The sequence below is a fragment of the Catellatospora sp. TT07R-123 genome (genome assembly GCF_018327705.1).
Classification (GTDB): Bacteria; Actinomycetota; Actinomycetes; order Mycobacteriales; family Micromonosporaceae; genus Catellatospora.
This window is the reverse complement of sequence record NZ_BNEM01000001.1, coordinates 3,434,320-3,454,492: the sequence shown is the minus strand read 5'-3', so window position 1 is coordinate 3,454,492 and position 20,173 is coordinate 3,434,320. Positions and strand designations below refer to the sequence as shown.

The 20,173-nt window shown below is 67.8% G+C and carries 12 protein-coding genes and 1 tRNA gene; 9 read left to right on the top strand and 4 right to left on the bottom strand.

Annotated elements, in window-relative coordinates:
• Positions 1 to 171: 171 nt before the first annotated feature.
• Positions 172 to 6,945, top strand: coding sequence for an RHS repeat-associated core domain-containing protein (locus Cs7R123_RS14775; RefSeq protein ID WP_212826971.1), 6,774 nt, complete (start codon positions 172 to 174; stop codon positions 6,943 to 6,945).
• A 706-nt stretch (positions 6,946 to 7,651) separates the two neighbouring features.
• A complete protein-coding gene (locus Cs7R123_RS14770) occupies positions 7,652 to 7,900 on the top strand; it encodes a hypothetical protein (protein ID WP_212826969.1) in 249 nt (82 codons plus the stop codon).
• A 67-nt stretch (positions 7,901 to 7,967) separates the two neighbouring features.
• Here the strand turns inward: Cs7R123_RS14770 and Cs7R123_RS14765 are convergent, their stop codons facing one another.
• Together Cs7R123_RS14765 and Cs7R123_RS14760 are read right to left on the bottom strand one after the other, a co-directional pair.
• Entirely contained in the window at positions 7,968 to 8,291 is a 324-nt protein-coding gene (locus tag Cs7R123_RS14765; protein ID WP_212826967.1) for a hypothetical protein, read from the bottom strand.
• 293 nt (positions 8,292 to 8,584) lie between these two features.
• Positions 8,585 to 8,657 (bottom strand) — tRNA-Lys (locus tag Cs7R123_RS14760).
• 363 nt (positions 8,658 to 9,020) lie between these two features.
• Here Cs7R123_RS14760 and Cs7R123_RS14755 point away from each other — a divergent pair.
• From Cs7R123_RS14755 to Cs7R123_RS14730, 6 genes are all read left to right on the top strand, one after another.
• Positions 9,021 to 10,424: a DNRLRE domain-containing protein gene (locus Cs7R123_RS14755; RefSeq protein WP_212826966.1), complete on the top strand. Its 1,404-nt coding sequence runs from the start codon at positions 9,021 to 9,023 to the stop codon at positions 10,422 to 10,424.
• Positions 10,425 to 10,747: 323 nt separating this feature from the next.
• Positions 10,748 to 12,058, top strand: a complete 1,311-nt coding sequence (gene alaS / locus Cs7R123_RS14750; protein WP_212826964.1) for an alanine--tRNA ligase — start codon at positions 10,748 to 10,750, stop codon at positions 12,056 to 12,058.
• A gap of 414 nt (positions 12,059 to 12,472) precedes the next feature.
• A complete protein-coding gene (locus tag Cs7R123_RS14745) occupies positions 12,473 to 13,765 on the top strand; it encodes an extracellular solute-binding protein (RefSeq protein ID WP_212826962.1) in 1,293 nt (430 codons plus the stop codon).
• Positions 13,765 to 14,700, top strand: a complete 936-nt coding sequence (locus tag Cs7R123_RS14740) for a carbohydrate ABC transporter permease (RefSeq protein WP_212826960.1) — start codon at positions 13,765 to 13,767, stop codon at positions 14,698 to 14,700. Before Cs7R123_RS14745 ends, Cs7R123_RS14740 begins: the two co-directional genes overlap by 1 nt.
• On the top strand, positions 14,697 to 15,530 hold the full coding sequence (locus Cs7R123_RS14735; RefSeq protein ID WP_212826958.1) for a carbohydrate ABC transporter permease: 834 nt from the start codon (positions 14,697 to 14,699) through the stop codon (positions 15,528 to 15,530). The genes Cs7R123_RS14740 and Cs7R123_RS14735 overlap by 4 nt, the downstream gene beginning before the upstream one ends.
• 113 nt (positions 15,531 to 15,643) lie before the next feature.
• On the top strand, positions 15,644 to 16,681 hold the full coding sequence (locus Cs7R123_RS14730) for a LacI family DNA-binding transcriptional regulator (RefSeq protein ID WP_374706944.1): 1,038 nt from the start codon (positions 15,644 to 15,646) through the stop codon (positions 16,679 to 16,681).
• Between the two features lie 105 nt (positions 16,682 to 16,786).
• Here the strand turns inward: Cs7R123_RS14730 and Cs7R123_RS14725 are convergent, their stop codons facing one another.
• Together Cs7R123_RS14725 and Cs7R123_RS14720 are read right to left on the bottom strand one after the other, a co-directional pair.
• The gene (locus Cs7R123_RS14725; RefSeq protein WP_212826956.1) at positions 16,787 to 17,641 is read right to left on the bottom strand and encodes an NAD(P)-dependent oxidoreductase; all 855 of its coding nucleotides are present in this window, start codon (positions 17,639 to 17,641) and stop codon (positions 16,787 to 16,789) included.
• Positions 17,638 to 18,888, bottom strand: a complete 1,251-nt coding sequence (locus Cs7R123_RS14720) for an enolase C-terminal domain-like protein (RefSeq protein WP_212826954.1) — start codon at positions 18,886 to 18,888, stop codon at positions 17,638 to 17,640. The genes Cs7R123_RS14725 and Cs7R123_RS14720 overlap by 4 nt, the downstream gene beginning before the upstream one ends.
• Positions 18,889 to 19,163: 275 nt before the next feature.
• On the opposite strand from Cs7R123_RS14720, the gene Cs7R123_RS14715 reads away from it, so the two are divergent.
• The gene (locus tag Cs7R123_RS14715) at positions 19,164 to 20,156 is read left to right on the top strand and encodes an LPXTG cell wall anchor domain-containing protein (protein ID WP_212826952.1); all 993 of its coding nucleotides are present in this window, start codon (positions 19,164 to 19,166) and stop codon (positions 20,154 to 20,156) included.
• The last annotated feature ends 17 nt before the right edge of the window (positions 20,157 to 20,173 follow it).

Sequence of the window (20,173 nt, the reverse complement as noted above, 5' to 3'; positions counted from 1 at the left end):
ACCGACGGTCCGCCCAGCCTGCCCTTTCTGCAAGTTCAGTAGATCAATGCCGTGGAGGCAAAGGTGACAACCCCTCAACCCCGTCCACCACTGGTCGCGCGCCGACGGCGCCGACCAACTACCCGAAACGTACTCACCGCCGCCGGTCTAGCGGTCGCGCTGCTCGGGGGCATGCTCAGCCCGCTGCAGCCGACCCCGGCGGCCGCAGCACCAGCGCACCTGGGCACCCAGACCGAACCGGTGGCACCCGGCAGCGACGGTCACGTCCTGCACGCCAAACCCGCGGCCATCGCCCGCAACCTCCCGGTGAACCTGCCCGCCCCGGCATGGCCGCAGCACGCGTCCGCCAAGGTCGACCTGTCGGCCGCAGTACAGAGCAAGACCGCGGCGCGGGCCAGCAATCTGCCAGTGACGGTCCAGCGAGGCGCTGCAGCCAGCGTGGGCGACCTTTCGGCCGTCACCGTCGAGGTGGTCGACCGCGACGCCGTCCCCGCTACCTGGCGCAACGGGACTGTCGTGCGGGTCAATCGCGCCGACGGCAAGACGTCGGCATCCTCGACGCAGCTGTCGGTGGACTACACCTCTTTCCGCAACGCCTTCGGTGGCGACTGGGCATCCCGGCTGCGGCTGTGGCTGCTGCCCGAGTGCGCGCTGACCACCCCGGACCAGGCCAACTGTCGGGCAGTGGCGCTGAAGTCCCGCAACGACCAGCACACCGGCACCGTCACCGCCGAAGTCCCCCTCGCTGCCGCGTCGGCGCCGACCGGTACCGCATCGGCGCAACTGGCCGGGGACACAGCCCTGTCCGCTGGCGGCGCGGTCGTCGCGTTGGCGGCCGGTGCGTCGGGCTCGTCCGGCGACTTCGCGGCCAGCAGCCTGCAGCCGTCGGGCAGCTGGCAGGCCGGTGGCAACTCCGGCGACTTCTCCTGGACCTACCCGCTGTCGATGCCCCCATCAGCCGGCGGACCGGTGCCCAGCATCTCGCTGGCATACAGCTCCAGCAGCGTCGACGGCCGCTCCTCGGCCACCAACAACCAGCCGTCCTGGCTTGGTGAAGGCTTCGAATATTCGCCCGGCTACATCGAACGCCGCTACATCCCCTGTTCGGAGGACACCGCCGGCAGCCCCAACAACGCCGGCAACCCGACCGGGGACATGTGCTGGCGGTCGGACAACGCCACCATGAGCCTCAACGGGCACGGCGGCGAGCTGCTGAAGAACGGTTCGGTCTGGCGGGCCAAGAGCGACGACGGCTCCAAGATCGAGAAGCTGACGGGTGGCACCAACGGCGACAACGACGGCGAGTACTGGAGGGTCATCACCACCGACGGCACCCAGTACTTCTTCGGCCGCAACACCCTGCCCGGGCAGAGCACCACCACCAACTCCGCCTGGACCATGCCGGTCTACGGCAACCACACCGGCGACCCCTGCCGCGGCAGCTCCTTCGCGACCTCGGCCTGCACCCAGGTATGGCGGTGGAACCTCGACTACGTCGTCGACCCGCGCGGCAACACCATGTCGTTCTGGTACGACACCGAGACCAACCAGTACGCCGCCCGCAACACCGACACCAACAAGACGCAATACGTCCGCGGCGGCATGCTGCGCCGCATCGACTACGGCACCTACTACCGCACCCTGGCCGAACACCAGATCGCCGAGACTTCGATCGCGCCGACCGGGCAGGTCCTGTTCGACCCCGCCGACCGCTGTCTCACCTCCTGCTGGTCCGGAACTGACCCGACCACCCAGAACTGGCCCGACACCCCGTGGGACCAGAACTGCAAGACCACCGCCACCTCCTGCCCGGGGCTGTACTCGCCGACGTTCTGGTCGACCAAACGCCTCAACAAGATCACCACGCAGGTGTGGGACACCACCAAGACCACCCCCGCCTGGCAGCCCGTCGACTCGTGGACGATGACCTACACATTCCCCGACGTCGGCGACGGCTCCACCAACCGCGGCATGTGGCTGTCCACGCTCGTGCACGCCGGCCTGGTCGGCGGCACCGAGACGATGCCCCCGGTCGTGTTCGAGCCGGTGTCGATGCCAAACCGGGTCGCCACCACGATCGGCGTCACCAACAACTGGCAGCGTATGTCTCTGGTCACCACCGAGACCGGCGCCCGGGTGCACATCTACTACTCGGCACCGGAGTGCACCTCCGGGAACCTGCCGGCGCACGCCTACAGCAACAGCATGATGTGCTACCCGGTCCTGTCCGAGAACCCGATCAACCCGTCCCAGACGGTCACCGACTGGTGGCACAAGTACACCGTCAAGCAGGTGTCGGAAGAAGACATCAACATGACCGGCGCCCCGGCGTCGCATGACACCTTCTACGAATACTCCGACGGCCCCTACTGGCACTACGCCGACGACGACGGCTTCACCAAACCCAAGTACCGCACCTGGTCGCAGTTCCGCGGCTACGGCACCGTCAAGGTCCGCGGCGGCGACACCCCTGGCCAGCAGACCCTCGTCGAAACCCGGTACATGGTCGGCATGCACGGCGACCGCCTCAACGACACCGGAGGCACCCGCACCCGCACCGTCACCGCCTCCATCGGCACCGAAGCCGTCGACGACGAAGACGAGTTCGCCGGCACCACCCGAGAGCAGATCACCTACCTCGGCAGCACCCCGATCACCAAGACGGTGTCGGTGCCGTGGATGTCCGCGCCCACCGCCACCCGCACCAACGCCGACGGAAGCACCACCACCGCCCGGTTCGTGTCCACCCGCACCGGTTATACCGCTACCGCGCTGGGCCTCAACCAGGAACGCGGCTGGCGCATCAACCGCACCGTCACCCAGCTCGACTCCCAATACGGCACCATCGACTGGCAGCAGGACGACGGCCTGTGGTCACCCACCGGCGACCCGTCGGCCAACGGCGACGAGCAGTGCACCACCTACCAGTACAACCGCAACACCACCAAGAACATCCACCTGCAGCGCCGCATCACCATCACCGCCCTGCCCTGCGGCACCAACCCCGCCACCACCGACGACATCATCAGCGACGTCCAGAACAGCTACGACAGCGCCACCAGCCCGGCAACCATGGCCACCTACGGCCTGCTGACCAAGTCCGAGCAACTCAAAGACTGGACCCCCGCCGGCGGCACCGTCTGGGACACCACCGAGGTCAACGCCTACGACACTACCGGCCGAATCCTGGCGACCACGGACATCAAAGGCAACACTGCCTCCACCGCCTACACCCCGGCCGTGGGCGGTCCGTTGACCCAGACCGTCGAGACCAGCCCCGCACCTTATAGCTGGAAGACGACTACGAAGATCGCCCCGTACTGGGGCCACCCCACCAAGAGCACCGACCCCAACGGCCGGATCACCGAGGCCACCTACGACCCGATGGGTCGCACCTTGGCGGTGTGGCAGCCGGGCTGGTCTAAGACCACCAACCCGAACACCCCCAACACCCGCTACACCTACACCTACTCGGCGACCAAGACCGACTATCCCGTAGTCAAGACGGAGGCGCTTAACGCCAAGGGCAACTATCTGACCTCCTACCAGCTGTTCGACGCCTTGCTTCGGCCTAAGCAGACGCAACAACAGGCTGTCGGAGGAGGATGGGTCCTGGCCGATACCTTCTATGACACGCTCGGACGGGCTGTCACCAACTACGGCGCATACAAGGCCAACGAGACCAGCACGTCGGTCGTGCCGGGCAAGCTGTGGTCGCAACCGGAGTGGTCCATCCGCGCGGTCACTAAAACCGTCTACGACACGGCGTCCCGCGCCACGGCGCAGGACTTTTATACCACTGACGGCATTTCGACTCTTACCTACAAGTGGCGCACCGCCACTGCCTATACCGGCGACGCCACCCTCGTCACCCCACCCGACGGTGCCATCCCGACAACCACCGTCACCGATGTCAAGGGCCGCACCGTCGAACTTATCCAGCACAACACCGCTGCTGGAGTCGCCAGCACCGGGCTGTCGACCAAGTACACCTACAACCGCAAGAACCAGATGGTCAAGACCACCGATCCACTCGGCAACGAGTGGACCTGGACCTTCGACATCCGCGGCCGCCAGATCAGCGCCAAAGACCCCGACAAGGGCACCACCACCAGCGAATACAACGACGACAACGAGCTGGTCAAAACCACCAACGCCGGTGACGTCCTGGTCTACGAATACGACCAGCTCGGCCGCAAGACCGCCGTCTACAGAGACTCCGCCACCACCGCCAACAAGCGAGCGGCCTGGACCTACGACAGCATGTGGACCGGCCTCACCGTAAGGGGTCGCCTAGCCACCAGCACCCGCTACGAGGGCGCCAACACCTACACCATCAAGATCGGCGGATACTCGCCGCGCTACGCCGTCAGCGATATCACCTACAGCATCCCCACCTCACTGACTGGCCTCGGCGGCGACTACACCTTCACATACGGCTACAACAGCACCGACGGCTCACCCACCAACACCGCCTTCCCCGCTGGCGGCGGACTGGCCGGTGAAGCAGTGACCGTCGGCTACGACACCACCTACGGCCTGCCGAACGGACTCACCACCACGGCCGTCGGGATCACCTCCTACGTCACCGGTCAGACCTATACCGCCTTCGGTGAACCGTCGATGACCACCCGCAAGACCGGCACCTCACCATATGTTGACTCCGAGACGACCTATGACGCCTCGACACGCCGGACGACTCGGTTCAAGGTCAAACCCGAAACGGCGGCCGGCACGGTCACCGACATCGGATATCAGCATGACTCTGCTGGTAACTACCAGTGGATCGCTGACACGCCCCAGGTCGGGCAGAGCGACATCCAGTGCTTCACCTACGATCGCCTTCGGCGTCTGACCGACGCCTGGACACCCGCCACCACCAGCCAATGCGACGACGGACCGGTGGGCGATCCCATCACCGGCGCCGAACCCTACTGGCAGACCTGGACGTTCGACGACGTCGGCAACCGCCTCACCCAACAAGACCACACCAGCCAGACCACGCGCACCTATAGCGTTCCCGCGCAGGGCGCGACCGCCGTAAGACCACACGCCGTGACCCAGGTGCAAACGCAGACACCCGGACTGACAGTGACTCAGTCCTACGGCTACGACGTCAGCGGCAACACGACTGCCAGACCCGGATCCGGGGGTGGCCAGACGCTGACCTGGGACGTCGAAGGTCGCCTAAAGACGGTCGCCGAGGGTGCGAACACGACTACGAACACCTATGACGCTGACGGCGCACGGCTCCTGCGTGACGACACAAGCAGCACCACGCTGTATCTTCCTGGTCAGGAGATGAGGCGGGACAAGGGGAGCGGCATCGTCATCGCCACCCGCTACTACGCCTTCGGCGGACAGGTTTGTGCCCAGCGCACCTCGACGGCGGGCCTCGTCTGGCTCTTCGGTGACCACCAGGGGACCCAGCAGCTCGCGATCGAAGCGAGCGCCCAGCAGGTCACGGTACGACGGCAGAGCCCGTACGGTGAGAAGCGCTCCGCGACCTCGTCGCCGTGGGTGAACCAGAAGGGGTTCGTCGGCGGCGACATCGACCCGACGGGTCTCATCCACATCGGGGCGCGTGAGTACGACCCCCAAATGGGCCGTTTTGCCAGCGTCGATCCGATCTTGGTCTCGAGCGATCCAGCACAGTTCAACGCTTACCAATACGGCGCGAACAACCCCGTAACCTACGCCGACCCGACCGGAACGGTGCTACTCGGTGCAGAGGGCGGCGGTGCTGGAGGCAATGGCGCCAAACCGGTAGGGACGACCGTGTGCCTTCCCGACTGCACACCAAAGCCAAAGATCAAGAAGGACCTAATTCAATGTCAAGGGATCTGCCACCCGAAGCCGACCAACGCGTTTGAAGCAGTCCTGGCTGGAGTAATCGACTTCAGTTATGAGACCACCGTCGGCGCGGCCGAGGGTTTGTGGGACACAGGGGTTGGTTTCGTCGACTCGGCCATGGAAGACGGTGCCGCGTGGGGCAGAGGTGAGCTGAGCCTCGTTGACGCCGTCAAGAGGGGCGTCTCCAACGTCTGTCACGCCCCCGGCCTCGCCTGCAATCTTGTAGACACCGGAGCCGGCATCGTCAAGGGCGTCGTTAATACCTTCACCGCTGACACCTCGGAACAGAAGGTGTACAACGGAACAAAGAGCGCACTTACCATCGGCTCATTGCTCTTTGGATTCCGCAAGGGTTCCAAGGGGGGCCCGGCGGACTGCAAGGTCCGGAACAGTTTTACCCCCGGCACCCTCGTGCTTCTCGCTGATGGCTCGAACAAGCCGATAAGTCAGATCGAGCTGAACGATAAAGTCATGACTGGCGACGTAAAAGTAGACGACTTTAGCGGGCAGCATCCGGTGATTGCTCTGATCGAGGGAGAAGGCGACAAGGACCTAGTCGATGTTGTGTTGTCGAACAACACAGACAGCGGGACGGCGACAGTCACGGCGACCAGCGGTCACCTCTTCTATGTCGCGAACCGCAGCTCCTGGGTTGGCGCAACATATCTGCGGCCTGGCGACGAACTGATGTCAAACGACAGTTCGCCCGTAGTTGTTCTAGGAACCCGTCACTATACGATCCATGCTGCGGTCTACAACCTCACCGTAGCCGGGGTGCATACCTACTATGTTCTCGCAGGTAACACGCCGATTTTGGTTCATAATGACGGTGGCGAACCCACTAGCGGCACAATTGCTCGTGGTCCGCAGGGAATGACAATTCAGATCTATGCTAATGACCATGGACCTGCTCATGCACATCTAAAGGGTCAAGGATTTGATATTCAGATCGGGCAGAACGGCAAACCGCTTGACGAAAATATCCAGCTGAATAGTCGCCAGCAGGCGTTTGTGGACGACAATATCAAGACCATCCGCGGTAGGATCGGCGCCAAGATGCGTGAGCATCGGCTAAATGGGGGCGGCTGCTAGATGAATAGGGATCTTAAAACCGTTCTTGTCAACATCGCCAATGCACTTGGTGTGCCTCAATCGGACGTTGAAGCAGACCACGGTCGGTGGCATCTGTACGAGCGTGTGATCGAGTCATCGAACCATCTTGACCTGCTCCGAAAGGCTGTTGCGCTTGAGGAAGACACTACGCTGGCGACCTCGGTAGTTCTGCGAATGCTGGAGCTGGTGACAGACGATCAACAGGATGATTGGATAGTCCAGCTCGCACCGAACAATAGGGCGTATAGTCAAAGGCGTGCTGGTGAAATTCGGATCCTCAGGCGGGCAAGGGTGGGCGCCGTGTACCCCGAGGAAATAGCTTCCCAAGTTGGAGATTGGACAGATTGGTTGCAGCTGCGCCTCGTGGAAAACCTCGGTAATCGGGCAAGTCTCGCGATCCTTTCTGATCAGGGAAGAACAAAGCGCATTAGGAATTCTGCTGCCCAGCGGCTGCGAGCCCTCATCAATTAGCCTTGACAGGCTCGACAGGAGCAATTTCATGCGGAGTGGTGCCACTACCAAGCGTAATGGTGCCACTCCGTTAATCGCGGTGGTCGTGGTTGGTCGTTCCGGTTGCTGTGGGACCTGCCGAAGATAACCGCAAGCCTGCGGCAGCTCGCTGCGATTCCCGCGCCACGCGGGCTGACCTTGCGCACGGTCGAGGACCGCTGGCGCGACTACGCCGGTGACCGCGCCCTGGTTCGACACCGCCTGCGTCGGCTTGCAGCTCATCGAACCCGGGCACACGCCCAAGGAATCCGAGCTGTGGTGTCAGAACTCGCCCGCCTACGCAGGGGCCCCCGACGAAGCGGTGTCGACCTTCGTGGCCGCCAGTCGGAACCTCTGGGGCGAGATCGCTACTGCTGACCCGCAGCCTTGGAAGATCGAGGTCGCCGAGGCCGCCCGAGCGTGGGCCGAGCACCGGGCCGCGTAACCGCCGCAAGTTCGGGCAGGCCGGCAAGTCTGGGTTCCCGAGGGAGGGCCCGTTCCGGTGCGGTTCGCTATTCGAGGACCTCGCCCTGCTGCTCGCTGCCGGTGTCGAAGAAGGTGTCGAGGTAGGTGCCGACATCCAGGTCGCTCTCGCGCATCAGCGAGAACAACTCGGCTCCGTCGCCCGGCTCGTCGGCGAGCTTGTACGCCTGCGCCAAGCCGGTGTACTCGCCGTCTAGCAGCTCGGCGTACTCGCAGACCTCCGCTTCGGCGCGGCGTACCGCGTCGGCGAAGTCCACGGCTCGCCACAGCGTGACCCGCTCCTCGAACAGCGTCTTCTGATCACGTTGGAACCGGACGACGCACCGCACCGAGAACCATCCGTTATCGGCCACCGCCATCGCGTCCTTTCCCGCTTCCGCCACATCCACGCCGAGTCCAGCCGACCGAACCGTCCGGCGATCCCGCCCGGCCCACTCTGGGCGCAGGGGAGCGCTACCGAAACGGCACCGGCCCGATCCTGGCCCGACGCCAAGGAGACCAAAGACTGGGTGATGACGGCGCCTGGCATTGTGTATCGGCTGTTCGCGGCAGATACGAGCACGCGTTGAGCACATCAGAAACGATCATTCGATGAACCCGGGCATGAAAAAGCCCCGCTTGACCAGGTCAAGCGGGGCTTTTGCCGTGCGCCGCCAGGGACTCGAACCCCGAACCCGCGGATTAAGAGTCCGCTGCTCTGCCAGTTGAGCTAGCGGCGCTCGTTGGCAACGGGAGAACATTAGCATGGCCCTCCCGGGGATCTCCAATCGGTTCCGGCACCCCGTGACCAGATGTGACCGGCGTCTACAAAAATTCGTACAAACGTCCTCAAATTGGCAGTCGGACGCCCCAGATCGCATCACTGACAGTCGATGAAGCTGGTGCTTCGCCACGCTTGCAGGGATCTTGACCGTTACGCCGGAGCTGGCGCCACCTCGCCAAGCCACCCGAACGGGCACAGAACTCATTCCCAGCTAGCGCCGTGTTCACTCCGATGTGTTCTGGCCGCCCTGGTCCGTCCCTACATTGCATTGTCGGCTGTCAAACCCAGCAGCCATCACCCCCCAGAAAGGGACCACGTGATGGGCACCCGACACCTCCGCGCGGCCACCACCGCCGGGACGGCGTTCACCCTGATCGTCGCCGCGGTAGCCGTCGTGCTGACCGCCTCCGCGAACACCGCGGCGGCCGCGAGCACCACGTTCACCCCGGTCGCCGACACGTACGTGCAGAGCGACACCGCCAACACCAACTACGGCACCGCCACCGAGCTCGACGTCGACAACTCCCCGGTGCGGCGCCTGTTCCTGAAGTTCACGGTCTCCGGCGTCGCCGGCACGGTGACCGGCGCGAAGCTGCGGCTGCGGCACAGCAGCGGCAACAGCGGCAGCGTCAACGGCGGCACGTTCAAGGCCATGTCGAACACGACCTGGTCGGAGACCGGGACCACCTGGAACAACCAGCCGGCCCTGGACGGGGCCACGCTGGGCAGCCTGGGCTCGGTGTCGGCGAACGGCTGGTACGAGGTCGACGTCACCGCCCTGGTCTCCGGCAACGGCACGTTCAGCATCGGGGCGAGCTCGGCCAGCTCCGACGGGGCGTACTGGGACTCGCGCGAGAGCGGCGCGGACGCGCCGCAGCTCGTGGTCACCACCGGCACCGCGCCGTCGCCGCAGCCGTCGGCCAGCGGTGGCGTGGCGGCCGACCCGGTGCTGGTCGGCGCCGGTGACATCGCCACCACGGGCTCGGGCGACACCGCCACGGCCGCGCTGCTGGACGGCATCTCCGGCACCGTCTTCACCACCGGCGACAACGTGTACGACAGCGGCACCGCGTCGGAGTTCAGCTCGCTCTACAACCCGACCTGGGGCCGGCACAAGGCGCGCACCCGTCCGGCGCCGGGCAACCACGACTACGGCACCTCCGGCGCGACCGGCTACTACAACTACTTCGGGTCGGTGGCCGGGCCGTCGGGCCGCGGGTACTACTCGTACGACCTGGGCAGCTGGCACGTCGTGTCGCTGAACTCCAACATCAGCATGTCGGCGGGCTCGGCGCAGGAGACCTGGCTGCGCGCGGACCTGGCCGCCAGTACCCAGCCGTGCACGCTGGCGTACTGGCACCACCCGCTGTTCACCTCGGGCGCCAACCACGCCCCGGAGACGGCGACCCGCCCCCTCTACCAGGCGCTGTACGACTACAACGCCGACGTCGTGGTGTTCGGGCACAACCACCAGTACGAGCGGTTCGCCCCGATGAACCCGTCGGGCACCCTCGACAACGCCCGCGGCCTGCGCCCCTTCGTGGCGGGCATGGGCGGCGCCGGGCTGTACAGCTTCGGCACGATCCAGCCGAACAGCCAGGCCCGCAACAACAACACGTTCGGCGTGCTCAAGTTCACCCTGCACGCGAACAGCTACGACTGGCAGTTCGTGCCGCAGTCGGGCAAGACGTACAGCGACAGTGGCACGGGAAGCTGCCACTGACGCCGTACCCCCTGGCGGGCCCGCGCCACGCGCGGGCCCGCACCAAACGGGTTGACGCGGGTGCGGCCTGCGGCTACTAATGGGAGGACCGGCCTTTCGGCGGCCGGATCGAGTGATCGGAAGAGCGCAGATGATGTCGGGACGGCGAGCTAGCCGCGCCGAGCAGGAGTCCGGGGACCGCGTCCTCGCCTGACCCCTCGGCCCCGCTCGGCGTGTCCGCCTGCCATCTCCCATCGCGCTCCCAGACGTCTCAGCGGCGAGGGCCGGGCTGTGCCCCGGTTCTGCGAGCGCGGCCCCGGACTCTTCCGACTGCGAGGCCGATCATGCGTTCCGACGACATCCGCCGTACCTTCCTCGACTTCTTCCAGCGGCTCGACCACCACCAGGTGCCATCGGCGTCCCTGGTGCCCGACGATCCGTCGCTGCTGCTCACCGGCGCGGGCATGGTCCCGTTCAAGCCGTACTTCCTCGGCGATCGGGTGCCGGAGCATCCGCGCCTGATGTCGCGGCAGCGCTGCGTACGCACCGTGGACATCGACAACGTCGGGCACACCACCCGGCACGCGACCTCGTTCGAGATGCTGGGCAGCTTCGCGTTCGGCGACTACGGCCGCCGCGAGGCGATCGAGTGGGCGTGGGAGCTGCTCACCGACGGCTTCGGGCTGGACCCGGACCGGCTGTGGATCACCGTGTATCACGACGACGACATGTCGCCGAGCCTCTGGCGCGGCGTCGGCGTGCCCGACGAGCGCATCCAGCGCCTCGGCATGGCGGACAACTACTGGTCCATGAGCGGGCCGGGCCCGTGCGGGCCGAACACCGAGATCTTCTACGACCGCGGCGAGGGCTTCGGGTCCGGCGGCGGCCCGGCGGTGAACACCGAGCGGTTCCTGGAGATCTGGAACCTGGTCTTCATGGAGTACGAGCGCGGCGAGGGCACCGGCAAGGACGACTTCGACATCCTCGGCCCCCTGCCCGGCCGCCACGTCGACACCGGCATGGGGCTGGACCGGATGGCGCTGCTGCTCCAGGACGCGCGGCACCTGTGCGAGACGGACCTGCTGGCGCCGACGCTGACCCGGTTGCAGCAGCTCGGCGCGGGCGACTACGCGTCGGCGGGGGAGCGGCGGCAGGTGTCGTACCGGGTGGTCGTCGACCACGTCCGGGCGGCGGCGTTCCTGATCGCGGACGGGGTCCTCCCGTCCACCGACGGCCGGGGGTACGTGCTGCGGCGGCTGCTGCGCCGCGCGATGCGGCACGCGCGGCTGGTCGGGGTCGAGGGACCGGTGCTGGCGGAGCTCGCGGACACCGTGGTCGACACCTCGGGCGGGACGTGGCCGCAGCTGGAGGCGGCGCGGGAGCTGATCGGGCAGGTCGTGCGGCGGGAGGAGCAGTCGTTCGGGCGTACGCTGCGCCGCGGCATGCACCTGCTCTACCGCGCGATGGACGGGGCGTCCGGGCAGCTGCCCGCGGCGGTCGCGTTCGAACTGCACGACAGCCACGGCTTCCCCGTCGACCTGACCGCGGAGATCGCGGCGGAGGCGGGCCTGCTCCTGGACCGTACGGAGTTCGACCGCCTCATGGACGAACAACGCCGCCGCTCCCAATCCCCGCGCCGCCAGACCGTCCCCTGACCCGCCCTACCTCCGTCCCGCGCGCTGCGCGTCGCCCGGTGAGGCTGCAGTTTCGGGGAAAGTGCAGGAATCGTGGCCATGATTCCCACACTTTCCCCGAAACTGCACACTCCGGTGGACGGTGCGGCGGTACGTGGTGCGGCGGTCGAAGGGGCGTATGGGTCGACTTCTTCGGTGGGTTTAGCTACCGGCAATTTTCCGGAAAGTTTCAGTGGTGGCGGCGCAATTCTCGGACACGGTATTAACCGATGTCGAGATGCGACAGACCTTGACCTACCGCGTTGCGGGGCCGTAACGTGCGCGCCACAATCGAAAATACCGGCCTGGGGCAGAAACTTTCGGGGCCGGTTCCGACATCTGCCCGGACCGGTTTCCGGCCTCCGAGAACCTGACTTGCACCTCGAAGGGACGGCTATGACCGCGTACCTCTCCCGCAGGACGCTGCTGGGTATCGCCGGTGCCTCCGCCGGCGCGCTCCTGCTCGCAGCGTGTGGCGACGACGAGCCCGCCAGCCCGGATGGCGCGCAGACCATCAACTGGTGGCACATCCAGAACACCGAGCCGATGCTGCCCGTGTGGGCGGCGATGGCCAAGGACTACACGACCGCGCACCCGAACGTGAAGATCGAGATCCAGCCCCTCGAGAACGAGGCGTTCAAGGCCAAGCTCACCACGGCGACGCAGGCCGGGTCGCCGCCGGACCTGTTCCAGTCCTGGGGCGGCGGCGTGCTCAAGCAGCAGGTCGACGCGGGGCTGGTCAAGGACATCACGGCCGACGTCCAGCCGTGGATCGGGACGCTGCTGCCGGCGGCGGTGCAGCCGTTCACGATCGACGGGAAGATCTACGGGATTCCGTTCGATGTGGGCATGGTCGGGTTCTGGTACAACAAGGACCTGTTCGCCCAGGCCGGGATCACCGCGGCGCCCACGACGTGGGCCGAGCTGCTCACGACGGTGTCGGCGATCAAGGCCAAGGGCATCGTCCCGATCGCGCTGGCGGGTAAGGAGAAGTGGCCCGGCCACTTCTACTGGGCGTACCTGGCGATGCGGATCGGTGGCCTGGGCGCGTTGCAGCAGGCGGCCAAGGACGGCAACTTCGACACCCCCGACTTCATCGCCGCCGGTAAGGCGCTGAAGGACCTCGTCGCCCTGTCCCCGTTCCAGAAGGGATTCCTGGGCGCGGACTACTCGTCCCCGGACGGGCAGGCCGCGACGATGGGCAACGGCGGAGCCGCGATGGAGCTGATGGGCCAGTGGGCCCCCTCGGTCCAGGCGTCCACCTCCACCAGCAAGAAGGGCCTGGGGGACAAGCTCGGGTTCTTCGCGTTCCCGGCCGTGGACGGCGGCAAGGGCACTGTCGCGGAGGCGTTCGGCGGCGGCAACGGGTTCGTCATCGGCAAGAACGCCCCCGCCGCGACCACCGACTTCCTGCGTACGCTGATGACGGCCGCTAGCCAGCGGACCAGCGCGGCCACCGGCGCAGTCCTGCCGACGGTGAAGGAAGCCGCTGACGCGATCAAGGACGTGAACAGCAAGACTGTCGCAGCCAGCCTCGCCGCGGCGACCGGGTTCCAGCTGTACCTGGACCAGGCGTACCCGCCCGCGGTCGGGCAGCAGGTCAACGACAGCGTCGCCGAGCTGATCGCCGGGTCGAAGACGCCGGAGCAGATCGTCAAGGACATCACCCAGGTCGCGAAGAGCCAGTGATGACGACGATCCAGGAGACTCCTCTCCTGGCGCCCGCGGCGGCCGTGCGAGAACGCGGCCGCCGTTCGTGGCGTCAGGTGCTGCTCATCGGCGGCTTCCTGCTGCCCGCGCTGGTGCTGTTCCTGCTGCTGGTGCTCGTGCCGATCGTGGTCGCCGGCTACACCAGCCTGTTCAAATGGAACGGCTTCAACCTGCCCGAGAACTACGTCGGCCTCGACAACTACACCCGCGCATTCGCCGACCCCACCTTCCTCGGCGACCTGCGCCGCGGCGGCCTGCTCATCGCCCTGTCCGTCCTGGTCCAGCTACCGGTCTCACTCGCCCTGGCCATGCTGCTCAACCAGCCCCTACGCGGACGCGCCGTCTACCGCCTCGTCTTCTTCGCCCCCTACGTCCTTTCCGAAGTCACCACCGCGGTCCTGTTCACCCTCGTCTTCTCACCCAACCGGGGACTGGCGTTCGGCGGCGACATGTTCGCCGACCCCGAACAGGTCATCTACGCCCTGTTCTTCGTCATCTCCTGGAAGTACTTCGGCTTCCACATGATCCTCCTCCTCGCCGGGCGGCAGGGCATCCCGCGCGAGCTGACCGAGGCGGCCACGACCGACGGAGCCGGACCCTGGCAGGTCTTCCGGCACGTGACGCTGCCGCTACTCGGACCCACCATCCGGGTAAGCCTGTTCCTGTCGGTGATCGGCACGATCCAGCTGTTCGACATGGTCTGGGTCCTCACCGGCGGCGGACCCATCCACAGCTCCGAAACCATGGCCGTCACGATGTTCCAGTACGGCTTCCGCCGCTTCGAAGTCGGCTACGCCAGCGCCATCAGCATCGCCATGTTCCTGCTCAGCCTCATCTTCGCCCTGCTCTACCAGCGGTTCGTACTCCGCCGCGACCTCGAGGGCGCACTCACCACCCGCGGAGTCCAGCGATGAAAACCACCATGGCCACCCGCGCCCGCCGCACACTCCTACATCTGATCTCCATCACCATCGGCGCACTCATCGTCATCCCGATCGGATTCGGCATCCTCGGCGGCTTCAAAGACAACGGCCAGCTCTCCACCAACCCCATCGGCCTACCCCACCCCTGGCACCCCGAGAACTACACCGGCATCCTGGGCAGCGAAGTCTTCTGGCGCCAACTCGCCAACAGCATCCTCATCGCCCTGGCCACCGTCATCGTCGTCGTCGCCGCATCCGCCGCCGCCGCATTCATCTTCGCCAGATTCAGCTTCCGGGGCCGGGAGTTCCTGTTCACCCTGTTCGCCGTCGGACTCATGTTCCCGTTCGCGGTCGCGATCCTGCCCCTGTTCATCCTGCTGCGCAGCCTCGACCTGCTCGACAACCCCCTCGGCGTCATCCTGCCCCAAGCCGCCTTCGGACTCCCCACCACGATCATCATTCTGCGCTCGTTCTTCCGCACCATCCCCGCCGAAGTAGAGGAAGCAGCCACCCTCGACGGCTGCGGACCGTTCGCGTTCTTCTGGCGCATCCTGCTGCCCATGGCCAGACCCGCCCTGGCCACCGTCTCCGTCCTGGCCATCGTCGCCAGCTGGAACAACTTCATGCTCCCCCTCGTCGTCTTCACCGACCAGAACTGGTGGACCCTGCCCGTCGGCGTCCAAGCCTTCCAAGGCCAATACGCCGACGACACCGCCCGCGTCCTGGCCTACGTCATCCTCTCCATGCTCCCCGCACTCGCCTTCTACGCCATCGCCGAACGACAACTGGTCGGGGGACTGGCCGGCAGCGTGAAGGGCTGAGGTGTACGGCGCGTGTTTGCGATAGGTTTCCGTGATCCCCTCCGGCCGAGGCAGCGGCCGGCGGAGCCCCGCGCCCGGAAGCTCTCCGGCCGCAGGGCCCGCGGGGTGGTGCGATGACGAAGGAGACGACCGTGGCCGTCGACGACAACCGCAAGGTCACCATCGCGGCGATCGCCCGTGAGGCAGGCGTCTCCGTGCCCACGGTGTCGCGAGTCATCAACGGGCGTTCCGACGTGGCCCCGCAGACCCGCGAGCGCGTCGAGGAGCTGCTCAACCGGCACGGCTACCAGCGGCGGGCGCCCGCGATGCGTACCAACTCGGGTCTGATCGACCTGGTCTTCCCCGACCTGGACAGCCCCTGGGCCGTCGAGATCATCCGCGGCGTGGAGGACGTGGCGCACGCCGCCGGGGTCGGCACGGTGGTGTCGGCGATCCACCGGCGCTCGGCCTCGGCCAAGCAGTGGCTGGACAACCTGCGCTCGCGCGCCTCCGAGGGGGTCATCTTCGTGACCTCGACGCTGGAGCCGCCGTTGCAGGCCGAGCTGCGCCGCCTCAACATCCCGGTGGTCATCGTCGACCCCGCCGGAGTGCCGCCGCAGGAGGCGCCGACCATCGGCGCCACCAACTGGAACGGCGCCCTGCGCGCCACCGAATACCTGCTGGGGCTGGGACACCAGCGGATCGGGTTCATCGCCGGACCGCCGCAGCTGCTGTGCAGCCGAGCCAGGCTCGACGGCTACCGGACCGCGGTCGAGGCCGCGGGCCTGCCCGGCGACGACAAGCTGATCTTCCCCGGCGACTTCTACCACGAGTCGGGCTTCGCGGGCGGCACCCACCTGCTCAACCTGGCCAAGCCGCCGACCGCGATCTTCGCCTCCAGCGACCAGATGGCCCTCGGCGTCTACGAGGCGATCCGCCGCAAAGGACTGCGCGTGGCCGACGACGTCAGCGTCGTCGGCTTCGACGACCTCCCCGAAGTCCGCTGGTCGTCGCCGCCGCTGACCACCGTCCGCCAACCCCTGGCCGAGATGGGCCTGCTCGCCGCCCGCACCGTCCTGCGCCTGGCCCAACGCGAGAAGATCGAAAGCCCCCGCGTCGAACTCGCGACGGAACTCGTCATCCGCGACAGCGCCGCCCCGCCCCGCGCCTGACCCCGCGACGGGCCGGGTGCAGTTTCGGGGAAAGTGCATGAATCTCAGACCGGATTCCAGCACTTTCCCCGAAACTGCACGCACCCGGCCGCCCTGAGGCGGTGCTCAGGGGTGGAGGTGTTGCGGGGTGAAGGAGAGGAGGGTGGCGGCGCTGGTCAGGTCCAGGGGGACGGCGCGGCCGGGGAAGACCGCGCGGCGGGGGACCAGCGGGTGGAAGCGGTCCAGCAGCTCCTCTGTGGGCTGCGGGGCCAGCGTGTTCGGCGCCGCGACCAGGATCGGGTGGAAGCCCGACAGCGGTCGGGTGAGCGCGAGCCAGTTCGCGGCGGCCGCGTCGCGGTCCTCCAGGTATGCCCAGAGCGACGCCGCGCCCCACTCCGGCCGCTCGGCGAAGTTCGCGGCGTAGACCGGCAGCCGCTCGTCGAGCCCGCCCAGCAGCGGGAACCGCAGCGACACCACGGTCATGCCGTGGCGGCGGGCCATCATCGCCCCGGTCGCCTCGTCGACCTGCTTGCTCAGCGCGTACGGGTCGGCGGGCTGCAACGGGTGCGCCTCGTCCACCGGCACGTAGTGCAGGCGCAGCGGCACCGGCGCGAACGCCAGCCCCAGCGCCGACTGGCTGCCCGCCAGCACCGCCCGGCGGACGCCCGCCTGCCCGGCCTGCTCCAGCACCGTGAACGTGCCCCGGGTGTTGCCCCCGAAGACGTTGTCGGCGGTGTCGAGCATCGGCGCGGGGATGGCGGCGCAGTGCACGACGGCGTCCACCCCGTCCAGGGCGGCGCGGACCGTGTCGGTGTCGGCGGTGTCGCCGACCAGCACCCGGTCGGCCTTGAGGTCGCCCGGGTCGGCCAGGTCGAGCGCGGTGGCGGCGACGCCGCGGCGGTGCAGCAGGTCGAGTGTGGCGCGGCCGAGCCGCCCCGCCGCCCCGGTGACCAGGACGCGGCGGGGCTCGTGCCCGGTCACGGCGCCTCGATCCCGCCGTCCGGGCGGCGTACGCGGGCAGCCCAGCGCTCGTGCAGGTGGGTGACCGGCGGGTACTTCGCCGCGGCCTTCTCGTCGAGCTCGATGCCCCAGCCGGGGGCGTCGTTGGGGTACAGGTACCCGTTGCGCGGGTCGAGGGTGCCGGGGAAGACCTCGCGGACCGGGTCGGGCCACAGGTGGCCCTCCTGGATGGTGAACGCGGGCGAGGTCACGTCCAGGGCCACGTTGGCGGCGGCACCGACCGGCGACACGTCGGCGGGGGCGTGCCAGGCCGTGCCGACGCCCATGAGCTCGCACATCGCCACGATCTTGCGGGCCGGGGTGAGGCCGCCGATCGCCGACACGTGCAGCCGGATGATGTCCACGCCGCCGCCGTGCACCAGCCGGGCCGCGTCGGCGACCGAGGCGACCTGCTCGCCGACGGCCAGCGGCATCGGCGCGGCCGCCCGGACCTCGGGCAGGCGGTCGTACAGCTCCAGCGGGATCGGGTCCTCCAGGAAGAACAGCCGGTACGGCTCCAGCGCGCGGGCCAGGCCGATCGCCTGCTTCACGGTGAGCCGGTGGTGCACGTCGTGGCACAGGTTCGGCTCCTCGCCCAGCACCTCGCGGGCGGCGGCGAACAGCTTCGGGGTGTCGCGCAGGTACTGCTGCACGTCCCAGCCGTCCGGGTAGGGCGAGCCCGGGTAGGCGTCCGGGGTGCCCGCCGCGCCGTAGGTGCCCAGGCCGGGGCCGCCGACCTGGAGGCGCACGTGGCGGTAGCCGTCGGCGATGATCTGCTGCGCGTGCTCCAGCGTCGCCCCGACGTTCGGTCCGGCGGCGTGCAGGTAGGTGTCGGCGGCGGCGCGGACCCGGCCGCCGAGCAGCTCGTACACCGGCATGCCGGCACGTTTGCCCGCGATGTCCCACAGCGCCTGGTCCACCCCGGACAGGGCGCTGTTGAGCACCGGCCCGCCCCGCCAGTACGACGACAGGTGCACCATGCGGGTGATGTCCTCGATGTCGGCCGGGTGCCGGCCGATCAGCATCGGGGCGACGTGCTGGTCCACGGCGGCCACCACCGCGTGGAAGCGCTGGGTGAACGTGGCGCAGCCCAGGCCGTACAGGCCGGGGTCGTTGGTGTCGACACGCACCACGACCAGGGGCAGCCCCTCGGGGGCGGTGACGATGGCCCGCACCGAGGTGATGCGCAACCCGTCACGGGCCGGCCACGGCGCTTGGGTCTCTCTCATCAGAGGACCGTCCTTCGCGATGACATATGGCACCGAGCGGAGGTGCGTAACGGAGACGCCGGACCTCCGGGTCCGGCGCGACGAGCATACCCCGGGTAACGGATGTCGATGTCCGTCTGTACTGCCGGTCCTTACCCGTGACACGGCCATGGGCCGAAAGGCCGAGGTCAGAGGGCCGGAGCAGCCTGCGGTTCCGGGCCGTCGGCGCGATCACAGTCGGTGACCGCCTTGGGAAGGATGGGGTGTCGCACTTTGTCTTCCCCTCGGAGTCCCACATGAACAAGCGCGTGCGCGCCGCGGTGATCGCGGGCGCTGTCGCCGCTGCCGGAGGCATCGCCCTGGTCGCGATCCCCGCCCTGGCCGGTGACACGCCGACCGCCCCCTACAACGCCGTGCTGAAGTCGCAGCACCAGGGCACCTATGCCACCGCGTACGAGAAGAACTGCGACGACACGGGAGCCCTCGGCGCCGGGTTCGACGGCTGGGTCTTCAACGTGGCGCCGGACATCTTCGACACCACCGTCGGCATGTGGGCGAAGTTCTCCCACAACGGCACCGAGACCACCACATACCTCAAGGACAGCGACGCCGACGGGTACCCCAACGGCTTCGCCAACGCCACCAACAAGCACCTGGCCTGGGTCGTCGTCCCTGCGGGGTGGAAGCTTGAGACCGCGCAGGCCCTCGTCGTCGCCGACGGTAAGGGCGGCGGCAAGAGCGACCCCAAGCTGCTGGTGACCCACACCTGCTGGACGAAGTCGGAGCCGCAGCCGTCGACCTCGCCCGGCGGCCAGGTGCCCGGCTCGCCGACGCCGTCCCCGGTGAGCAGCCCGTCGACCAGCCCGTCCCCGCAGACCTCGCCGTCGCCGGAGGCCACCCCGTCGCCGGAGACGTCCCCGTCGCCCGAGACGTCGCCGTCGCCGGGGACCAGCCCGTCCCCGGAGACCTCGCCGTCGCCGGAGGCCACCCGGTCGCCCGAGACGTCCCCGTCACCGGAGACGTCGCCGTCGCCGGAGACCAGCCCGTCGCCGCAGACCTCGCCGTCGCCGGAGAACACCCCGTCGCCGGAGGCCACCCCGTCGCCCGAGACGAGCCCCTCGGCCGGCCCGACGAGCCCCGCCCCGGTCCCGTCGCCGTCGCCGTCGGGTGACTCGCTGCCGACCACCGGCACCGCGGTCACCTCGATCGTGCTGGCGGGTCTGGCCCTGGTCGGCGTCGGTGCCGCCCTGCTGTTCCTCATGCGCCGCCGCCGGACGCTGAGCGCCTGAGGCTCGGCTGACCGGTA